This is a genomic window from Streptomyces sp. PKA51 (assembly GCF_057552455.1).
On record NZ_BAAJPZ010000033.1, the window covers coordinates 1 to 18,300 of the forward strand.

The following is an 18,300-nucleotide window of genomic DNA, read 5'->3' on the forward strand; positions in this document are numbered from 1 at the left end:
CACGGGCCCGGCCCGGGGGCCGCGGTCGGGCGCCCCGCCGCGGCGGCCGCCGGCACCCTGGCCGCGTGGGCCGTCGTCCGGGCACGGCGGCCCCGGTGGCCCGGCGCGGCCAGGGCGGCCGCCCGGCAGGCCCTCGCCGAGACCGTCCGGCAGCAGGCGGGCGAGCGGCGCAGGCAACTGCTGGGCCGGGACACGGTGGCCATCAACGTCACCTTCACCACGCTGCCGGACACCGGCCGCGGGCCCCGCCGCGCCCCGCCCGCGGGCGACTTCGAGGGCATCGCCCGCTACTTCGCCGCCCTGCGGCCGCAGCGGCTCGTCGTCACCGGCGGGCCCGGTGCGGGCAAGACGCTGCTGGCCAACGAGCTCGCCCACCGGCTGCTGGCGCAGGAGCGCTCCGAGGGCCCGGTGCCCGTACCGGCCGGGCTTTCCGGGTGGGACACCGCCACGCCGTTCGCCGACTGGTTCGGCGCCCTCCTGGCCCGCGAGTACCTGGGCGGCTCCGAGACGGCGGCCCGTGACCTGCTCGCCTTCGGCCGGGTCCTGCCGGTGCTCGACGGGCTGGACGAGATGGACGAGGCCGGCACCGGCCGGCGGCACGCCGCGGCCGCGCTCCGGCAGCTCAACGAGTTCACGGGGCCGCTCGTGCTGACCTGCCGGGAGGAGGAGTACGCCGCCCTCGCCCGGGACGGCGAGCGGCTGCTCGACTGCGCGACGGTACGCATCGATGCGGTCGGGGCGGCGGACCGCCGGCACTACCTCCGGCAGCGGGCCCACGACCGGTCCCGGCTCGCCGGGCTGGAGGCCGAGCTGGCCGACCCGGACACCGCGCTCGGCGCGACGCTCGGCTCGCCCTGGATGCTCACCCTGGCGTCGATCACCTCCCAGTCCGACGAGGGGGCCCGCGTCCTGCGGTCCTTCGTCGGCGTACCGGCCGGCGAGGCGCAGGTGCGCCGGCTGCGCGACGTGCTGCTCGGCCGGCTCGTGCCGACCCTGTGCCGGCCGGACCCCGGGCACGGCCCCCAGCCGTACCCCGACGCGGAGGCGGTCACGCGCTGGCTGCGGCTGTTCGCTGCCCACCTGCACGGCGGCCCGGCCGGCCGGGACCTGGCCGTCCACCGCCTGTGGCCGCTGGCGGGCCCGCGGGCGGGCCGGTACGCCGCCGCCGCGCTCACCCTGGCCTGCTGGCTGCCGGCGTTCGTCCTGCTCGCGCTGTGCCTGCGGCAGCGCGGGGGCTTCCCCTTCCCCGGCACCCTGCTGCTGCTCCTGCTCGTGCCCGCCCCGCTCGTGGCCGCGTGGGGCGCACGGGCCCGGGCCATCCAGCCCCGGCGCGTCCTGCACCAGCGCCTGCGCAGCGCGCTGGGCTGGCGGCGGATCGGCCTGGGTGCCCTGCTCGGCTGTGTGCTGATGCCGCCGCTCGTCCCGCTGTTCGGCGCGGGGTACGCGGGCGCGGCCGCCACCGCCTTCGCGCTCGTCTTCGGCTTCGGCCTGGCCCTGTCGGTCCGGGCCGACATCGACCGCCGGTTCCTGGTGGCGGGCGGGCTGCCCGTCGCCCTCGGCCTGACGGTGGCCGCCGGCCGCCTCGCCGGCCCCCTCGGGAACGTCGTCGGGGTGATCGCGGGCTGCGGCGGCGGGGCGCTGGCCCTCGCGGTGGGCGTCCCCCTGGGCCTGTGGGCCGCCCGCCGCGCCGACGGCGGCGCCCCCGACCCGGACCCGCCCGGCGCCCCCACCCCGCTCGCCCCCTTGCGGGGCGATGCGGCGGCCGGCCTGGTCGCCGGCGTCATCGTCACCGGCATCGCGCTGTACGCCACGCTGACCGTGCCCTGGCTGCGCGTCGGCTGGCCGCTGGCCGTGCCCACCTCCCTGGCCTGCGGCCTGGCGGCCGGCCCCGGCTTCGTCGCCGACGTCACCCGCCAGTACGCCGGTGTGGTCCTGGCCACCCGCGGCCGGCTCCCCTGGAACATCGTGGGCTTCCTGCGCTGGTGCCACCGCACGGGCCTGCTGCGCTCGGCCGGCACGGTCTACCAGTTCCGGCACGAGGACCTGCTGGCGTGGCTGCGCGAGGGCGAGCGCGCCTGAGTACGCGTACTCATGACAACCACCATCGCCCCGGGGAGGGTCGGGACATGACGAGGATCAAGGCGACGAGGGCGCGGCTCGGGGTGCTGCCGGTGGCGGTGCTGGCCGTGCTGGCGGCCGGGTGCGGGACGGACCGGGCGGGCGGCGACGCCGCCGGTGCCAAGTCCTCGCCGAGCGCGGCGGCGGTGCCGAGCGCGGCGGCGGACTTCCCCTGCCCCGGCGAGAGTCCCCTGCCGGCCCCGCGGTCGACGTCGGGCTCCTCCGCCCCGCAGGCGCCGCCCACCGACCACTACGCCGAGAACCACGGCTTCAAAATGCCCCTCCCCCTGCACGGGCGGAAGCGGTGCGAGGGGCTGGCGGCCGCCGGACGCGTCAAGGGCGTCCTGGAACCGTTGCGCGGGCGCGGCGACTTCGCCCCGGAGAGCACCCGCCGCGCGCTCGTGGCCCTCGGCTACCCCGCCGAGAAGGTGCGCGCGTACCAGAACGGCGCCACCGGCGTCGGCTTCGTCGTCGACGCCGCCTCGCTGTGCCTGGAAGGCACGATGAACTCCGGCGCCGTCCAGGCCGACGCCTTCGGCGGCTACCCCGACGGCACCGGCTGCGAGCCGCCCCGCGGCGGCCACTGACGGTCCTCAGGCGGTGAGCTGTGCGAGCTCGTCCGGCTCCAGCGCGAGGTCGAACGTCTCCCGCAGGACCTGCCCCAGCTCGGAGGGGGCGATCTCCTTGGAGACGCGCGAGCCGTCCGGGCGGATCGTCGTCCACGTGGTGGCGTCCAGCTGGTGGTGCTCGGGCCCGGTGAACCGCTGGGCGAAGAGCCGCTTGACGAACGGCGAGCGCGGGTGCGTGCCCACGTAGTGGCTGCCCATCACGTAGTCGACGGGAAGGCGCGGCGCGAGGGAGAAGGTGTGCCGGTCCGTCCAGCCGTCCGGGCCGTGCTGGTGGAGCCACCACGCGTCGACGAAGGTGCCGGGCCGCCGTTCGAGCCGGAACCGCCAGCCGTCGGCGTCCACTTCGGCGCCGTCGGCGAGCTCGACCGGCTCGGTGGGGCCGCCGCCGAAGCCCACGTCGCACAGCCAGTGGCGGTCGTCGTCGGCGCAGCGCACGACCAGCATGGCGTGGGTCGCCGGGGTCCACCGGCCGCTGCCGAGCGTCACCCGCCCGGAGATCCCGGTGACCTCGAAGCCGAGGCGCTCCAGCGCGGCCGCGAGGAGCAGCACGTGCTCGAAGCAGTAGCCGCCCCGGCGCCTGCGGACGATCCGCTCCTGGAGGGAGGCGAGGTCCAGGGGCAGCGGCCGGCCGAGGACCGCGTGGACGTTCTCGAAGGGAATCGACGTGGTGTGGGCCCGCACCAGGCGGCGCAGCGTGGCGAGCGTCGCGGTGCGCTCGCCGGTGAAGCCGATGCGGCCGAGGTAGGCGTCCACGTCGAGTTCGTCGCCGTGCCAGGTGCCCGCGCCGGTGGGGAGGTGCGAAGTCATCGTGTGCTCTCTCACGTTCTGTGCGCCGCGTTCTTCCCGTTCCCGAACGCCGCCCTGCCGACCCTACGGGCCCGGGGGCACCGGGCGCCTGTGCGTGCGGTCCCGTCCGGCCCGGGACCTTGGTCGTAGGCCGTACGGCCGGCGGTGGCCGTTCCGCCGCGCGGCGGAGCGGCCTCCTTCGCGCGGCCGACGCCGCCGGCGAGGGCCGTTTGCGATCTTCGAGTCAGCGCCGGGGGCCGCCCCGGCGCCCGGCCGAAGGACGATCCCGATGCATGCAGCACCCCCGCCGACCAGCACGGTTCCCGCCCCGGCCACCGAGCGGCCCGTGCCGCCGTGGGCGACACGCATCGCCCGGCTCCTGCCGTGGCTCGCGCTGCCCGTGTGCCTGTGGCGGCTGCCCATCGGCTTCGGGTACACGATGGGGCTCGACCTCGGCCCCCTGCCGGGACCGGTGTGGATGGGCGTCCTGTACGTCAGCACGCTCAGTCTTCTCTCCGAGGTGTTCGCCCTGGCGTGCCGCGGCCTGGTGAGCTGGTGGGGCGAGACCGTCCCCGCGTGGGTGCCGCGGCTGGGAGGGCGGCGCATCCCGCCGATGGCCGTGGTCGTCCCCGCGACGGTCGCCGGCCTGGGCCTGATGTACCTGCACGTCGACTGGTGGTTGGCCGTCCTCCGCGTGGAGGGCTGGGAGGCCGGGCCGTACGCCACCGTGTGGTGGCGGATCCTGGCCGACACGGTCAGCGCCCTGTTCGTGATGTGGGGGCCGCTGGTCCTGGCCCTCACCTACGGCTACTGGCGGCGCCGTTGCCGGTGACCAACGCTCCGGAGGGCCGCTGCGCCAGCCGCTCGACAACCTGCAGCGTGCGGGCCGCGGCGTCCTCGCTCGCCATGTGACGGGCGGCGGTGGCGGCGGCGCGGGCGTACGTCCCGTCCCGTACGGCGTCGCGGAGGGCGTCGCCGAGGCGCTGCGCGGTCAGTTCCTTGAAGGGGATCGGTGCGGTGGCCGCGCCGAGGGCGGCGAGCCGGCCGGCCCAGAAGGGCTGGTCCGCGGCCACCGGGACGGGCACCGCCGGGACGCCGGCGCGCAGTGCGGCCGCCGAGGTGCCCGCGCCGGCGTGGTGCACCACCGCGGCGACGCGCGGGAACAGCAGCGCGTGCGGCAGGTCGCCCACGGTCAGCAGGTCGTCGCCCGTGGCCGCGAGTCCCGCGCTGCCGTTCTGCAGGATGCCGCGCAGCCCGGCCCGGCGCAGGGCGGCCACCGCGAGCTCGCTCAGCCGCTCCCCCTCGCTGCCGGCCATGGAGCCGAAGCCGACGACCACGGGCGGTGGTCCGGCGGCGAGGAAGTCCTCCAGGTCCGCGGGCAGCCGCTCGCTCTCCTCGACGTGCGGCCACCAGGTGCCGACGACGTCGAGACCGTCGCGCCAGTCGGACGGGCGCGGCACGAGGGCCGTGCTGAAGCCGTGCAGGACGGGCCAGTTCGCCGCTTCCTGCCGGCGCCGGGCCGCCGAGGGGGTGAGCGGGGGAAGGCCGAGGCGGCGGCGCAGGGCGGCGGTGGCCGGTGCGAAGACGCGGTCGGCCATGCGCAGCGCGAAGCGGCCGGCCGCGCGGTTGCCGAGGCGGCCCAGGGAGCGGGCGCCGGTGACGACGGGCGGGAAGTCGCCGGTCGGTGCGGTGGGCTGGAGGTAGACGCCCAGGCTCGCGGTGCCCGTGGCCTCGGTGAGGTGCCAGCCGAGCGGGGCCGTGGTGGCCGAGAGCAGCAGCAGGTCCGTGTCGTCGGTGACGGCGTCGGCGAAGCCCTGCCCGAGCTCGGTGACGAACGCGGCGGCGCTGCGCATCAGGGCGCGCCGGTCGCCGACGTCGCCGTGGGCCTCGGCGCGGCCGGGCAGGCGGCGGAAGCCGAGTCCGGCCCGTGCCACCAGGTCGGCGAAGGGCTCCGGGGCGGCGAGGGCGACGTCGTGGCCGGCCCGGCGCAGGGCTGCGCCCAGGCCCGTGTAGGGGGCGACGTCACCGCGCGAGCCGGCCGCGGCGATCAGGATTTTCATCGGTGCTCCTCGGAGTCGGTACGACGGGCGGCGTTGGCGTGTACGGCCTTGCGCAGGTAGGCGGCGAGGCCGGGCCGTTGCTGCGAGGGTGGGACGACGAGGGCGAAGGCGCGCGGGTCGGCGGCGAAGTCGTCGGCGATGCGCCGGTGCATGGCGGGCGGGCACGAGGTGAACCAGCGCGAGATGTGCAGGCGGTGCTCCTCGGCGAGGTCCATGACCCGCTCGCCGTCGGCGGGCTCGCGCTCGTCGAAGGCGGCGAGCAGGTCGGCGCGCCAGGCGGTGGCCTCGTTCATCAGCTGCCGCCAGTCCTCCTTGCTGTGGGCCGCGGCCCGTGCCATGGACTCGCGGTGGCCCTCGGAGCCGGCCCATTTCAGCTGGGCCTCGGTGGCGTAGCTGAGGTCGAAGGCGATCTCGCCGAAGACCTCGAAGCGCTCCTGCGGGCTCAGGGAGACCCCTGTCTGCTGGACCTCGATGGCCCGCTCGGCGACCTCGGCGAGCCGTTGCAGCCGGGCGGCCTCCTCGCGCAGTTGCCGTTGCCGGGCCCTGAGGTGGTCCAGGGCGTTGGCCTGCGGGTCCTGCAGGATGGTGGCGATCTCCTCCAGGCAGAAGCCCAGTTCCCGGTAGAAGAGGATCTGCTGCAGGCGCGCCAGGTCGGCGTCGCTGTAGAGCCGGTAGCCGGCGTGGCTGCGGCCGCGCGGCGTGAGCAGCCCCGCCCGGTCGTAGTGGTGCAGTGTCCGCACCGTCACCCCGGCGAAGGCCGACACCTGTCCCACCGAATAGCTCATGCACCTGCCCTTTCGTCGGCATACAGCGTGCAGCCTGACGTAAGGGGAGGGTCAACCGGCCCGTCCTGCCGCCGTCACCCGCAGGGCTGAAGCGGGGCGCGGGCCGCATTCGCGGTGGTGGCGGGGGAAGGATGACGGGCATGGCGACCTGCTCGGCGGAGGCCCACTACCGTCAGAACGTGCTGCCGTACTACCGGGCGTTCGGCTCGCGCTGGGGCTATGCGGCCCTGCTCGGCAGGACGCGGCACTTCGGCTGGTACGAGCCCGGTGACTCGCCCTGGCGCTTCACTGCCGCCATGCGCCGCATGGAGCTCGTCACGGCCCGCAAGCTGGCCCTGCCGGCGGCGTCGTCGGTGCTCGACGCGGGATGCGGGGTGGGCGACACGGCCCGTACGGTGGCGCGGGCGAGCGGGGTGTATGTGACGGGGATCGACGGGATCGAGCCCGACCTGGCCATCGCCCGGCAGCGCTCGGCCAGGGCGGGCGGGCGCACGCGCTTCCTGCGGGCCGACTACCACGCGCTTCCCTTCGCCGACGGCGCGTTCGACGGCGTCTACACCATGGAGTCGTTCGTCCACTCGCCCGAGCCGGCGCAGGGGCTCGCCGAGTTCTTCCGCGTCCTGCGGCCCGGCGGCAGGCTGGTGATGTTCGAGTACGCGAGCACCCCGCAGGACCGGCTCACGCCGAAGGCGCGATCCGCGCTGGTGCGGGTGTGCGAGCTGTCCGGCATGGCGGGGATGCTCGCGATGCCCCACGGCGAGCTGGAGCGGCTCCTGGGGCGGACGGGCTTCGCGGTCGAGTCGGTCCAGGACGTGACGGCGAACATCCTGCCCATGCTGTACGCGTTCTCGGTGCTCGGCCGCCTGCCGTACGCGCTGGCCCGCGCGGTGGGCCGCGGGGACAGCCTGGTCAACGCGATGAGCGGGGTGGAGATGTACCGGCACCAGGAAACGTGGCGCTACACCATCAGCGTCGCCGTCAAGCCCTGACCTCACGCCTGCGGATGGCGCCCGGCCTCAGGCGGCCCGTCAGGGCCAGGAAGGCGACGAACGCGCCCAGGACGAGCCAGCCGGGCCAGCCGGCGATGCCCATGTGCAGGGGGTCGAGAGGGGCGTCGGGGTCGGCGAAGTGCCGGACCATGCCCACGCTCAGGGTGCTCACGAAGGCGTGCCCGAGGACCGCCGGTACGACCGAGTCGGAGCGCAGTCGCAGCCAGCTGAGGACCGGCAGCACGAGGAGGCAGCTGATCACCATCGCGGGGACGGAGACGTACCAGGGCCGGCCCGGGTACTGGCCGCCCATCAGCAGCGTCGGCAGGTGCCACAGGGCGAAGGCCGTGCCGGTGAGCAGGTAGGCCCGCACCAGGGCGGCGCGGCTGCCGTCCCGCAGCAGGCGCGGGAAGAGGTAGCCCTGCCAGCCCAGTTCCTCGCCGAAGAACAGCGGCAGCGAGACGATCATGCCGGCCAGGCCCTCGGCGGCCCAGGTGCCGAGCCCGCTGGCGTGCATCCCGCCGAAGGGGTAGCGGCCCACGAGTGTCCCGAGCGCGAGGGCGGCGCCCGTCAGAGCTGCGGGAACGGCCACGGCCACCAGGCACGCCCGCACGGCGCGCCCCCAGGGCCGCGGCCACCGCAGGGCGAGGGCCTCGCGCAGTCGGCCGGTGCGCTCGACATGACGCAGGACCAGGAGCGCGGCGAGCGCGGGGGCGCACATGGCGGCGAAGATGCAGGCGTTCTCCAGCGCGCCGGGCTGGTCCCGTGCGTCGGCGCGCCGGAAACCGGCGGCCAGCAGCGGTGTCATGGCCAGCCACATGCCGGCGCAGGCCAGGGCGAAGTACAGGAGGGGACCGCGTCGACGCCACCCGGTGGGGGACGGCGGTGACGACGGCAGGGACCCGGTGGTGGTGGTCATGCCGGGACGCTACGGCGACGCCGGGCGGCCGGGGAATGCGGCCGGCCCGACCGGGGACGCGGGGGATTGCCCCACCCACGCCGCAGGGGCACGGCCGCCCTCCCTCACGAGCGCGTGCCGTGCCCGTCGTTCTCCGGTGTGCAGTGGGCCGGGCCTCAGCCGGCCGGCATGTAGTACCACCAGCGGCCCGGTTCGCCTCCCTCGACCCGGTTGCCGCTCGGTGTTCCCATGGTCAGCTCGGTGAAGTCACCGACCTCCACCATCGCCGGCGGTTCGTACACGTCCCGTTCCCGAGCCGGTAGTTGTTCCATCACGGTCTCCCCTCTCCTCCCCTGCCCGGTCGGCGGCAGGAAGTGTGGTGCCGGCTGCGTCCTGCGCGTGGGCGCGGAGCCAGATCTCGCAGCCGAGGGTGGCGTCCAGGGGCCCGGCCAGTCCGTACGGGCCGGGGTGTACGGCCAGCAACCGGTCGCGCAGGACCGCCGTGTCGATCAGGCCCGCGCGGGCGAGCGCCGAGGTGGCGAAGAAGTCGAGGAGCGCGGCGCGGTTGTGGCGCAGGGCGTGGTGGAAGTCGGTGCTGTACTCGCCCTTGGTGCAGCGGTCGAGGACGCCGGCGCCCAGGAGGGGGCGCAGGGCGTCGACGAGCACCGGCTTGTAGCGGCCGGGGGCGTTGCGCTCGGCCACCCGTACCGACAGTGCGGCCTCGACGACGCAGTCGTCGAGGAAGGGGGCGGCGTACTCCAGGCCGCCGGCCGAGGTGAGGCGGTCCGTCTGCACGACCCCGACGGCTCCCGCCCGTACGCAGGCGAGCGCCATGTGCTGGCCGCGCTGCGGGGCGAGGGGTTCGGTGCCGGCGGTGGCGGCCTCGCGCAGGGCGTCCCGTACGGCCCCTACGGCGTCGGGGGTCGCCCAGGCGGGCATGCGCTGCTGCGTGCCCCAGGTGAGGGGGAGCGCGCGGGCGGCCTCGGCGAGGGTGGGGGCGGGGCCGGTGAGGTCGTCCGCCCAGGTGGCCAGCCACCGGCTGAACGGGCTGCGGTCGGCCAGGCCGCGCAGGGCGGGCCACAAGGGGATGCGGCAGGCGGCGCGTTGCCTGCGGAGGCGGGCGAGGGCCGCCAGCGGGTGGCTTCGGACGTAGTCGTGCAGGTGCTGGGGCAGGGCGGTGAACAGCTCGTCGGCACCGCCGCCGGTCATGTGCAGACGGGAGCCCCGGGCGGTCATCCACCGGGTGAGCGCCGCGAGCCGGGTGACGTCGCGGGCCCATTGACCGGGCTCCGGGCCGGTGTCGGTGAGACCGGTGAGGCCGCTGTACCACAGGGGGGCGCGAGGGCCGTCGGCCACCACGTGCTCCGCGGCGGTGAGTTCGGCCGTGGCGCGCTCGGCCCAGGCGGTGTCGTCGTTGACCGGGTCCAGGCTCGGCCAGCGCATGGTCACCAGGCGGGCGTTGCCGTCGCGTGCGGCGAGGAGGCACAGGCTGGTGGAGTCCATGCCGCCGGAGAGGTCGGAGCTGATGGTGCCGCCGCCGGCGGTGCAGGAGCCGACGGCGGCCTGCAGCGCCCGCCGTACCGCGGGGGCGCCTTCGCCGGCCGGCAGGTCCGGCTCGGGCACGGTCCACCAGCGGCGGGTGCGGGCTCGCCCGTCCGGCTCGATGAGCAGGCAGTCGTGGGGGCGGACGGTCGCGACGCCGTGCCAGACGCTGCGGTCGTCGAGCGGGTAGGGGGGTGGTACGGACATCAGCCGCAGGGCGAGCTGCCCTTCGTCGATGCCCGCACGGGTGAGGGCTGCGAGGACGCCCGTCGTGGAGGCCGCGACCGTGACCGGGCCGACCTGCGCGTGGTGGACCTGCCGCACCCCGGACGCGCTGCCGCGCACCGCGACGCGATGGCCGATCGAGGCGGCCACGTGGAAGCTGCCGGCCAGGCCGTGGACGGCTCGCTCCATCGCCTCGACCTCCGGTACGCGCCGCAGGCCCGCGGCGAGTTCGCCCGCGGTGACGAGGCACCGGCCGACGACCGCGAGCCGTGCCGGGCCCGCCTCGGCGACCGTCACCCGCCCGTCGGGCCAGTCGCCGAGCAGCCACGGCCGGCCCGAGGCGTGCGCGACGACACGGGGGGCGCGCGTCCGCAGGGCGCGGGCGGCGGGGAGGGCCGCGTCGCCGTCGGGCAGGACGGCGAACCATGTACCGCCACCGGCCCGGCCGGTCATGGCAGCGGCTGCCGGGCCGTGCTCGGCACGACCATGAGGCGGCCGTAGTACCCGGCCGGGAAGGGCTCGCCGACCGGCTCCCCGCCGACCTCGACCCAGGCGTGCGCGCGGAACGGTCCCGTCCGCACCCCCGTGCACCAGTCGGGCCACACGCCGCGCATCCGGCACAGCACGGCGGTGGCGACGGAGCGTTGCAGGCAGCCCTCCCCCGCACAGCGTGCGCTCACGGCGACCACCGCCCGCCGGGCGGCGAGCGCCTGGCCGGCGGTGGCCGGCGCGGCGCCGCGCCGCAGCACGGTCAGGATCCGGCGGATGCGGCGGGGCGGCAGCGCGGCGATCAACCGGGCGAGGACGACCGCGAGGAGGACGGGCGGGGCCGTGGGCCGGCTCACGGGGACATCCACGGCCGCGGGGCGAAGATCACGACGCCTCCCGGCGGTTGCACTCTTCGAGGGAAGAAGCATTTCATGAACAATGCCAAGAGGCGACTCTTTTCACCCGAAAGGGCAAAGATATGACAATCAGTCATCAGCAGGCGGATCTGGACAGGGTGAGCGTGCTCGGGCTGGGAGCCATGGGCTCCGCCCTGGCGGCCGGCTTTCTGGCCGCCGGCCACCGTACGACCGTGTGGAACCGCACCCCGGGCAGGGCGGTGGCCCCGGCCCTGCGCGGCGCCGTGGTGGCGGGCTCGGCCGCCGAGGCCCTCGCCGCGAGCCCGCTGACCGTGGTGTGCCTGTCCACGTACGACGCGGTCCGCGAGGTCCTGGAACCGCTGCCGGACGCCGTCGCCGGTCGCAGCGTCGTCAACCTCACCTCGGGACCGCCCGTGGACGGGCAGCGGATGGCGCAGTGGGCCCAGCGGTGCGGCGCCGGATACCTCGACGGGGTGCTGATGACGACACCGGACAGGGTCGGCACCCCCGACGCCCTCCAGCTCTACGCCGGCCCTCCGGCCCTCTTCCGCGCGCACCGGGCGACGCTCGCGGCGCTGGGCGACGCGCTGCACGTCGGCGAGGACCACGGGCTGCCGTCCGTGTACGACACGGCGCTGCTGGGGCTGATGTGGTCCACCCTGACCGGCTGGCTCCTCGGCACCGCGCTGATCGGCACCGACGGGCCGGGCGGCGGCGTGCCGGCGACCGCCTTCGCGGACGTCGCGGCGCGCTGGATGAGGACCGTGGAGACGTTCATGCGCGAGGGGGCCCGGCAGGTGGACGCCGGGCACACGCCGGGCGGGCAGTTCCCGCTCGACCTGCATCTGAGGACGATGGACATCCTCGTGCACGCCTGCGAGCTGCGCGGCATCGATCCGCAACTCCCCCTGGCGTACCGGGCGCTGGCGCGCAGGGCCGTCGCGGAGGGCCACGGGAGCGACGGTTTCGCGCGGCTGATCGGTTACGTGCGCGGAAGCTGACCGGCTGCGTCCGCAATCCTCGCGCCAACCCGACCGTGTCCGAAACCTTTCGGTCACATTGCGGGCGCCGGCCTACTGAAAACGGAACCCGCCCTCGGCTCGCGCCCTCACGCACGTGAGCTGTGCGACGCACAAACCCCGTGATGCAAATGGCGATTGCCGTCGGCAGCAAGGAAGGCTGGCCGATTCGGCCCCACCGAGGTCGACGCGTCACGCGTGGTCTCCCTAGCGTGCTGGTGGCCGGATCGCATCGTGAGGTCCGGCAACGGCACACGCACGGCAGTCACCTCAAGGGGGACCATGCGTAAGGTGAATGCACGCCGGTACGCCGTCGCCTCGGCGGCACTCGGCTTGGCGGCAGGGTTGTTCGCAGCGGCGCCGGCGTCCGCGACGGCAGCGGCACCCGCCGCGCAGGGCGCTTCCGGGGACGTGGAGTTCTCCGTCTTCGACAACGGATCCGGGATCCCGAGAAACTCCTCGTTCCGGCTGGCCGACCTCGGCCGGCACGGGATCGCGGATTCCGCGGTGAAGCAGCTCGGCGCCGGGAAGGCACCCACGGCCGCCGGGACGCAGAGCACGACGCTCAGCGGCCCCGACGACCTGGTGGGGCAGTGGAAGGACCGTGACGGCTGGACCGTCTACATGCGGCGGGGCTACTACGACCCCGTCAAGGACAAGGGCTTCGGGCTCACCAAGATAGAACAGAAACACAACCTCACCATGAAGGCCGTCCGGGCCACCACGCAGTACCCGCGCCCGGGCGCCGCGGGGAAGCAGAAGTTCGCCGGGTATCCGGACACCTGGAACTACTTCACCGACGTGCTGCACGTGAAGTGCAGCGGCTGGTGGATCTTCCGGACCTGCCGCGTCGACAAGGTCCAGGCCGTCCGTGCGGGAGTAGACTTCAGCGTCAAGATCCCGATGCTGCCCAAGGGCGTCATCACCGCCTACTGCGAGGGTGTGCAGGGGCGTTGTCCCGACTGGGTCAAGAACGCCATCAACATCTGATCCGTCCATCGCCAGGAGGGCCCCCTCGATGAGCCGACGTCCGGTCCGGCCGTCCCGCATCCTGCCCGCGGCCGAATGGTGGGCGCCGTTGCTCGTCGACCTGGGTGCCGTGCAGCGCGGGAGCGCCGAACTCGGCCTGTGCGTCCGCGATGTCGACCTCACCACCGGCCGCGCACGGGTGACCGTGCACTGGCCCGGCGCCCCCGCCACCACCCTCCTGCCCGACCCCGAGGCCGGCCGCGACGCGCTCCTGCAGCAGATCGCCGCGGTCGGCCCCGCCCGGCTCGCCGGCGACGAGCCCACGGACTGCCCGCCCTCACCGCTCGCCGGCCACGGCTGGCTGCTCGACGAACTCGGCCGGCGCAGCGACGCCTGGTACGCGTATCTCGCCGAACCGGTCGAGCTGCTCAGGGTGGAGACCGACGGCCGCCGGAGCACGGACGTCGCCGTGGCGCGCACCGCGCGCGGCGACGTGGTGGGGGTCCGCGTCCCCCTGGCGGGGCTGGGGGCCGACGGCATGGACGTCGGTCTCACCTACACGATCGTCGAGCGCGCGGTGAGCGTCGCGGCGGACGACCTCCGGCCGGCCGGCTCACTGCAGGGCCGCCCCACCTTCTCCACCGGCCTCCCGGGCGAGGACGAGGGCCTGTCCGGCGGATCATGCAGCGCCCCGTAAGGGGCGCGGGGAACTGCGCGACAAGCCACCGCGCGCCCGCAGACAGGATGCCGTCCCTCGCCCGGGCCTCGGGGCGGTAGGACGACTGCGGGCCGTCCGTGGCCGATCGCGCAGTTCCCCGCGCCCCTTACGGGGCACTGCATCAGCCCACGGCGCCCCCTGGGGGCGCGGGGAACTGCGCGATGAGCCACGACGCGCCCGCAGGTGTCGGCGGCAGCCGCAAGTCGGCACTGCCCCGCACCCCTACAGGCCGCTGCACCCGTCCGGTGGGAGGGACTCCCCCGTGCCCAGCCGGATCGCCGCACGGGGGCGCATGGGCCCTTCGCCGCGCCGGGAGAGCACGACGAGCTCGTCGACCGTGGCCCGCAGGGTGCCGAGGCGGGCCGCGCACTCGGCGGCCAGGCGCTTGGGGTCCTGCGTGCGGCCCAGCGACAGATGCGGGGTGAAGCGGCCACCGCGGCCACCGCGGCCGCGGCACAGCGGGAAGCGCAGTTCCAGCTCCCGGTGGAGGCGGGCCCACGGTGCCGGGTCCGCCGCGGCCGGGTCGAGCCAGATCGTGGCGTAGTGCCGGTGCCGGAAGTACCGTACGCCCGTCATGCGGACGGCGAACGGCGCACAGTCCGCCGCCGCGGCGGACAGCAGCGGCACGGCCTGCGGGAATTCCTCCTCCGGTACGAAGCCGAACAGCAGGTTCACGTGCGGCGGCCAGCGTCGCACCTGGGGGTCGTGCTCCCAGCGGATGTCCTGGATGGCCGGCCAGAGCTCCTGCGGCGGCAGCCACGCCACCGCCGTCCGGGCCGTCGGCGCCGCCTCCAGCGCGTCGGCCGGCCCGGCCCCGCCGTAGTGCGGGATCGCGTCCACGTTTCCATGGTCCGCATCGCACCGGGCCGCGCATGCGCGCACGGCAGGCGTCAGGCGTGGAGCGCCCCGGCCCATGCCTCGAGGGCGGGGTCGGCCAGGCTGGTGCCCAGCCAGTCGTGGTCGAGGGTGGTTCCCTCAAGGGACGGTACGACCGCGACGTACAGTCCGGCGGCGCGTGCCGCGGCGATGCCCGTCGCGGAGTCCTCGAAGGCGACGGAGCGCCGCGGGTCGGCGCCGAGGGCTTCGCATGCCGTGAGGTAGAGCTCCGGTGCGGGCTTGGGGGAACGTACCTCGTCGGCGGCGAAGGAGTGGGGGAAGAAGTCGGCCAGGCCGGCCGAGGACAAGGCGGCGTCCAGCAGTTCCCGGGGGCTGTTGCTGGCCACGGCGACGGGGACGGCCGCCCGGCAGGCGCGCACCAGCTCCACCGCGCCGGGCAGGGCCGTGGCGCCCCGGGCGAGCTCCCTGCGCACGCGTGCGAGGAGGTCGGCGGCGATGTCGGCGCCGGCTTCGGGGCAGCCGAAGTACGCGGCCATGGCTTCTGCGGCGGATTCCAGGGTGCGGCCGATGACCAGGGCCTTCTGTGCGGGGCCGAAGGGGTGGCCGTGGGCGGCGAAGAGGGCCGTTTCGGCAACGGTCCAGTGGGTTTCGGTGTCGACCAGCAGGCCGTCGCAGTCGAAGACGACGGCGTCGGGGCTGTCGGGGAACGAGCGGTTCACGGGGTCCTCACTGGCCGAGTGCGAGGCGGATGCCGAAGGCGGCGATGACGGTGCCGGTGACGCGGTCGAGGAAGCGCCGGGCCGAGGGCCGTTGCAGGCGGTCCCGGAGCAGGTGCGCGAAGGCGATCAGCGCGCAGGACCACAGGAGGGCCAGGACGACGTGCACGCCGGCCAGGAGCACGCCGGCGACGAGGTGCGAGGCGCCGGCGGGCATGAACTGCGGCAGCACCGCGATGTAGAAGGCGCCCATCTTGGGGTTGAGCAGGTTGGTCACCAGCCCCTGCCGCCAGCCGCCGAGCAGGGTGTCGCCGGCGCCCGTCCCGGCGGCGGCCGGGTCCTCGGCCCCGGCCGGCTGCGGGCTGTCGCCCGGTGCGCGGCGGCGCCAGGTGGCCCACAGCAGCCTGCCGCCCATCCACAGCAGGTACGCGGCTCCGGCCCACCGCAGCGTGACGTACGCGAGGTGGGAGGCGGTCAGGAGTGCGGTCACGCCGAGCGAGGTGAGCACGCCCCAGACCAGCGTGCCGCTCTGTATGCCGAGGACCACGCCCCAGGCGCGGCGACGGTGGCCGAGCGCGGCGGTGCGCAGGATGAGGGCGGTGTCCAGTCCGGGGGTGAGGGTGAGGAGTCCCACGATCAGGGTGAAGGCCCCGATGGCGTTCAGGGTGATCATGAGCGTTCACCCTAGGCCGGGGCCCACCCGAGGTCCACAATTCCTGCCCGGAATCGGGCAGGAATCGGGGAGTTGAGCGTTGATGCTCCGCTTACCGGACGCCGCGGACGGCCTCGGGATGCGTGGGCGGGAGGGCGGTGGGCGCCTGGGCCTTCGTCGCGGCGGGGGGCGGGGTGACGTAGACCGGAGCCGGATCAGGCTGGGGGGCGCAGGTCTTGGCGATGAAGCCCTTGCCCGCCGGGAGGCTGCCGTCTCGCAGGTAGGCGGTGAAGGCGTCGTCCAGGCAGGAGTTGCCGCGGAAGAGGATCTCGTGGAAGCTTCCGCCGTTCTGGACGACGAGCTTGGAGCCGGGCAGCGCCTTGTGCATGGCGACGCCGCCCTCGTACGGGGTCGCGGCGTCCTCGGTGGCCTGGAAGAGCAGGACGGGCGGCAGACCCTTGCCGGTAATCTTCAGCCGGCCGGCCTGGTTGCCCTGGTAGGGCCAGAACATGCAGGCGGCGTTGTACCACATGTTGTTGTAGGTGTAGAAGGGCGCGACGGCGTCGACCTTGGCCTGGTCCTTCTTCCAGAACTCCCAGTCGCGCGGCCACGCGTTCTCCGTGCACTGGACGGCGTTGTACGCCGGGAACGTGCCGTCGTCGGCGCCCGGCGCCGCGTAGGTGTTGTAGGCGATCTGCAGCGGCCGGGTGTCGTTCCTGGTGACGTAGGCCGACAGGACGGTCGCCATCCGCGGCCAGCGCAGGAAGGTGTAGCCGCCGCCGTAGAAGGTGTCCTCGAACTCGGCGGGCCCGATCCTGCCGGGTGCCGGCGCGGCGTCCACCGGGTGGCTGCGCAGCGCCTCCTCCACCTGGTAGTAGGCGCGCTTCACGCTCGCGGCGTCGGTGCCGAGGTGGTAGACGGAGTCGGCCTTGGCGGTCCACGCCGCGAAGGCGTCGAAGCGGCGCTGATGTTCCTTGTCCTGCAGGATGTTGTGGTCGTACCAGCTGATGGTGGGGCCGACGATGCTGTCGAGCACCATCCGGCGCACGTGCGAGGGGAAGAGCTCGCCGTACGTCGAGCCGAGGGTGGTGCCCCACGACCCGCCGTAGAAGTTGATCTTCTTCACGCCGAGGGCCCGCCGGATGCTGTCCATGTCGCGGGCGTTGTCGACGGTGGTCATGTGCGGCAGGAACCAGCTCCAGTTGGCGGCGCAGTCGGCGGCGTACTTGGCCGACTTCTCCAGCCACGCCTTCGACGTCCCCTTGGCGACCCGGTAGTCCGGCCGCTCGCCGTCGAAGTAGTGGGCGTCGCAGGTGACGTGCGGTTCGCTGGCGTTGGTGCCGCGCGGGTCGAAGCCGATCCAGTCGTAGGTGGAGGCGACGTCCTGCGGGAGCTTCCCCGCGATGGAGGCCGGCATCCACAGGCCGGAGTCGCCGGGGCCGCCGGGGTTCAGCAGGATCGGCCCCTGCTGCCTGCTCCTGGGCGCGGTGGCCGGGAGCCGGTTCACCTTGATCTTGATCTTCTTGCCGTCGGGGTGCGCGTAGTCCAGCGGCACGTCGAGCATTGCGCACTGCAGCGCGGGGGTGGCCGTGTCGTTGCAGGAGCTCCACACGAGCTTCCCCTGCCCCGTGTCCTGCTCCGCCTGCCCCACCTGCCCCACCGGCGAGGACGAGGAGGCGGGGGTGACGCTCGCGAGGACTCCGCCCATGGCAACGAGGGCCGTCAGCACGGCTCTTGCTCTTCTCATGGAGGAATGATGTGACATGTAAAATGTCACACACCGCGCTTCCGGGACGGGTGTTACCCAACCGTGACCGCCGCGGCCGGGCTCGTCGCGTGCGTGGCCCACGGCACACCGTCCTACGTCATCGCGGGGGGAGCCCCGGGCGCAGCAGCCGGGTCACCGGCCGGTGGCCGCCGCCCGCCTGCGCAGGAGGAGGTTCTGGGTGCCGAGGCCGAACGCCACGTAGGCGTACAGGGACGCGGTTCCCAGCAGTCCGGTGCCGGTCGCGTGGTCGATCCACAGGCCCAGACCGATGTGCGCGCACGCCGAGGTCAGCCACAGTGCGGTCGTGGCCGCCGTCCCCTTGCGGAGCACCGTGCCCTGGGCGTCGCGCCAGACGCGTACGGTCCGGGACCTGGCCGCGCCGAAGCCCGTCGCGACGACGAAGCTGACCACCAGGAGGGCGATGGGCAGCGCGGTCAGCGGGCGGTCCTTGACGACGGAGAGGACACCGAAGGCCAGGCCCGCGACGCCCAGGACGGCAAAGACCACCGGGGCTATCAGCGAGCCGATGCGCCGTATCGGACGGGTGCGCAGCTGCTGCAGCACCACCAGGCCCACGATCGCCACGGCCATGACGAAGCCGCCGTTCGCACTGTGCATGTGTCCACTCCCCCATCGCGGCGCCACCCCGTACGGAAGCGCCGTACCGCACTATTGTGCGGGACGCCCGGACCGGCACCGGCACTCGGGCGCCGGTACCGGTGC

At 74.7% G+C, this 18,300-nt stretch carries 19 protein-coding genes; 7 read left to right on the plus strand and 12 right to left on the minus strand.

Annotated features, from left to right (window positions below; genetic code table 11):
• Positions 1-2,079: NACHT domain-containing protein (locus AC27L3_RS28265; RefSeq protein WP_487236906.1), on the plus strand; the 2,079-nt coding region annotated here is incomplete at its 5' end.
• Positions 2,080-2,126: 47 nt separating this feature from the next.
• Positions 2,127-2,705: a hypothetical protein gene (locus AC27L3_RS28270; protein ID WP_487236907.1), complete on the plus strand. Its 579-nt coding sequence runs from the start codon at positions 2,127-2,129 to the stop codon at positions 2,703-2,705.
• A gap of 6 nt (positions 2,706-2,711) precedes the next feature.
• Here AC27L3_RS28270 and AC27L3_RS28275 read toward each other — a convergent pair whose 3' ends face one another.
• On the minus strand, positions 2,712-3,554 hold the full coding sequence (locus AC27L3_RS28275) for an arylamine N-acetyltransferase family protein (RefSeq protein WP_487236908.1): 843 nt from the start codon (positions 3,552-3,554) through the stop codon (positions 2,712-2,714).
• A gap of 268 nt (positions 3,555-3,822) precedes the next feature.
• Here AC27L3_RS28275 and AC27L3_RS28280 point away from each other — a divergent pair, with 268 nt between their 5' ends.
• Positions 3,823-4,365 (plus strand): hypothetical protein, encoded by a 543-nt coding sequence (locus AC27L3_RS28280; protein WP_487236909.1) that lies wholly within the window; start codon positions 3,823-3,825, stop codon positions 4,363-4,365.
• Here the strand turns inward: AC27L3_RS28280 and AC27L3_RS28285 are convergent.
• Positions 4,331-5,593 carry a glycosyltransferase gene (locus tag AC27L3_RS28285; RefSeq protein ID WP_487236910.1) on the minus strand — a complete coding sequence of 421 codons (1,263 nt, stop codon included), beginning with the start codon at positions 5,591-5,593 and terminating at the stop codon, positions 4,331-4,333. The genes AC27L3_RS28280 and AC27L3_RS28285 overlap by 35 nt on opposite strands.
• On the minus strand, positions 5,590-6,378 hold the full coding sequence (locus AC27L3_RS28290; RefSeq protein WP_487236911.1) for a MerR family transcriptional regulator: 789 nt from the start codon (positions 6,376-6,378) through the stop codon (positions 5,590-5,592). Before AC27L3_RS28290 ends, AC27L3_RS28285 begins: the two co-directional genes overlap by 4 nt.
• A gap of 140 nt (positions 6,379-6,518) precedes the next feature.
• On the opposite strand from AC27L3_RS28290, the gene AC27L3_RS28295 reads away from it, so the two are divergent.
• Positions 6,519-7,367: a class I SAM-dependent methyltransferase gene (locus AC27L3_RS28295; protein WP_487236912.1), complete on the plus strand. Its 849-nt coding sequence runs from the start codon at positions 6,519-6,521 to the stop codon at positions 7,365-7,367.
• Here the strand turns inward: AC27L3_RS28295 and AC27L3_RS28300 are convergent.
• The 4 genes from AC27L3_RS28300 to AC27L3_RS28315 form a co-directional block, all read right to left on the minus strand.
• Positions 7,357-8,286, minus strand: coding sequence for a CPBP family intramembrane glutamic endopeptidase (locus AC27L3_RS28300; protein ID WP_487236913.1), 930 nt, complete (start codon positions 8,284-8,286; stop codon positions 7,357-7,359). The genes AC27L3_RS28295 and AC27L3_RS28300 overlap by 11 nt on opposite strands.
• A gap of 155 nt (positions 8,287-8,441) precedes the next feature.
• The gene (locus tag AC27L3_RS28305; RefSeq protein ID WP_487236914.1) at positions 8,442-8,567 is read right to left on the minus strand and encodes a lasso RiPP family leader peptide-containing protein; all 126 of its coding nucleotides are present in this window, start codon (positions 8,565-8,567) and stop codon (positions 8,442-8,444) included.
• A complete protein-coding gene (locus tag AC27L3_RS28310; RefSeq protein WP_487236915.1) occupies positions 8,533-10,485 on the minus strand; it encodes an asparagine synthase-related protein in 1,953 nt (650 codons plus the stop codon). Before AC27L3_RS28310 ends, AC27L3_RS28305 begins: the two co-directional genes overlap by 35 nt.
• Entirely contained in the window at positions 10,482-10,877 is a 396-nt protein-coding gene (locus AC27L3_RS28315; protein WP_487236916.1) for a lasso peptide biosynthesis B2 protein, read from the minus strand. Before AC27L3_RS28315 ends, AC27L3_RS28310 begins: the two co-directional genes overlap by 4 nt.
• Positions 10,878-10,999: 122 nt before the next feature.
• On the opposite strand from AC27L3_RS28315, the gene AC27L3_RS28320 reads away from it, so the two are divergent.
• The 3 genes from AC27L3_RS28320 to AC27L3_RS28330 all read left to right on the plus strand — a co-directional run bounded on the left by AC27L3_RS28320 (position 11,000) and on the right by AC27L3_RS28330 (position 13,583).
• On the plus strand, positions 11,000-11,899 hold the full coding sequence (locus AC27L3_RS28320) for an NAD(P)-dependent oxidoreductase (RefSeq protein ID WP_487236917.1): 900 nt from the start codon (positions 11,000-11,002) through the stop codon (positions 11,897-11,899).
• 309 nt (positions 11,900-12,208) lie between these two features.
• Positions 12,209-12,907 carry a hypothetical protein gene (locus AC27L3_RS28325; protein ID WP_487236918.1) on the plus strand — a complete coding sequence of 233 codons (699 nt, stop codon included), beginning with the start codon at positions 12,209-12,211 and terminating at the stop codon, positions 12,905-12,907.
• A gap of 28 nt (positions 12,908-12,935) precedes the next feature.
• Positions 12,936-13,583 carry a hypothetical protein gene (locus AC27L3_RS28330; RefSeq protein ID WP_487236919.1) on the plus strand — a complete coding sequence of 216 codons (648 nt, stop codon included), beginning with the start codon at positions 12,936-12,938 and terminating at the stop codon, positions 13,581-13,583.
• A 243-nt stretch (positions 13,584-13,826) separates the two neighbouring features.
• On the opposite strand, the gene AC27L3_RS28335 is transcribed toward AC27L3_RS28330, so the two are convergent.
• The 5 genes from AC27L3_RS28335 to AC27L3_RS28355 form a co-directional block, all read right to left on the minus strand.
• Entirely contained in the window at positions 13,827-14,444 is a 618-nt protein-coding gene (locus AC27L3_RS28335; protein ID WP_487236920.1) for a 2'-5' RNA ligase family protein, read from the minus strand.
• A gap of 50 nt (positions 14,445-14,494) precedes the next feature.
• Complete coding sequence (locus AC27L3_RS28340; RefSeq protein WP_487236921.1) at positions 14,495-15,160, minus strand: HAD family hydrolase; 666 nt, start codon at positions 15,158-15,160, stop codon at positions 14,495-14,497.
• A gap of 7 nt (positions 15,161-15,167) precedes the next feature.
• Positions 15,168-15,830: a LysE family translocator gene (locus tag AC27L3_RS28345; protein ID WP_487236922.1), complete on the minus strand. Its 663-nt coding sequence runs from the start codon at positions 15,828-15,830 to the stop codon at positions 15,168-15,170.
• 91 nt (positions 15,831-15,921) lie between these two features.
• A complete protein-coding gene (locus tag AC27L3_RS28350; RefSeq protein WP_487236923.1) occupies positions 15,922-17,556 on the minus strand; it encodes an alpha/beta hydrolase in 1,635 nt (544 codons plus the stop codon).
• A 153-nt stretch (positions 17,557-17,709) separates the two neighbouring features.
• The gene (locus AC27L3_RS28355) at positions 17,710-18,195 is read right to left on the minus strand and encodes a hypothetical protein (RefSeq protein WP_487236924.1); all 486 of its coding nucleotides are present in this window, start codon (positions 18,193-18,195) and stop codon (positions 17,710-17,712) included.
• Positions 18,196-18,300: the final 105 nt, after the last annotated feature.

Coding starts and splice junctions, on each gene's coding strand:
- AC27L3_RS28280 (WP_487236909.1), top strand. CDS start 3,823: ATGCATGCAGCACCCCCGCCGACCAGCACGGTTCCCGCCCCGGCCACC.
- AC27L3_RS28285 (WP_487236910.1), bottom strand. CDS start 5,593: ATGAAAATCCTGATCGCCGCGGCCGGCTCGCGCGGTGACGTCGCCCCC.
- AC27L3_RS28350 (WP_487236923.1), bottom strand. CDS start 17,556: ATGAGAAGAGCAAGAGCCGTGCTGACGGCCCTCGTTGCCATGGGCGGA.
- AC27L3_RS28320 (WP_487236917.1), top strand. CDS start 11,000: ATGACAATCAGTCATCAGCAGGCGGATCTGGACAGGGTGAGCGTGCTC.
- AC27L3_RS28275 (WP_487236908.1), bottom strand. CDS start 3,554: ATGACTTCGCACCTCCCCACCGGCGCGGGCACCTGGCACGGCGACGAA.
- AC27L3_RS28295 (WP_487236912.1), top strand. CDS start 6,519: ATGGCGACCTGCTCGGCGGAGGCCCACTACCGTCAGAACGTGCTGCCG.
- AC27L3_RS28310 (WP_487236915.1), bottom strand. CDS start 10,485: ATGACCGGCCGGGCCGGTGGCGGTACATGGTTCGCCGTCCTGCCCGAC.
- AC27L3_RS28290 (WP_487236911.1), bottom strand. CDS start 6,378: ATGAGCTATTCGGTGGGACAGGTGTCGGCCTTCGCCGGGGTGACGGTG.
- AC27L3_RS28270 (WP_487236907.1), top strand. CDS start 2,127: ATGACGAGGATCAAGGCGACGAGGGCGCGGCTCGGGGTGCTGCCGGTG.
- AC27L3_RS28345 (WP_487236922.1), bottom strand. CDS start 15,830: ATGATCACCCTGAACGCCATCGGGGCCTTCACCCTGATCGTGGGACTC.
- AC27L3_RS28330 (WP_487236919.1), top strand. CDS start 12,936: ATGAGCCGACGTCCGGTCCGGCCGTCCCGCATCCTGCCCGCGGCCGAA.
- AC27L3_RS28355 (WP_487236924.1), bottom strand. CDS start 18,195: ATGCACAGTGCGAACGGCGGCTTCGTCATGGCCGTGGCGATCGTGGGC.
- AC27L3_RS28300 (WP_487236913.1), bottom strand. CDS start 8,286: ATGACCACCACCACCGGGTCCCTGCCGTCGTCACCGCCGTCCCCCACC.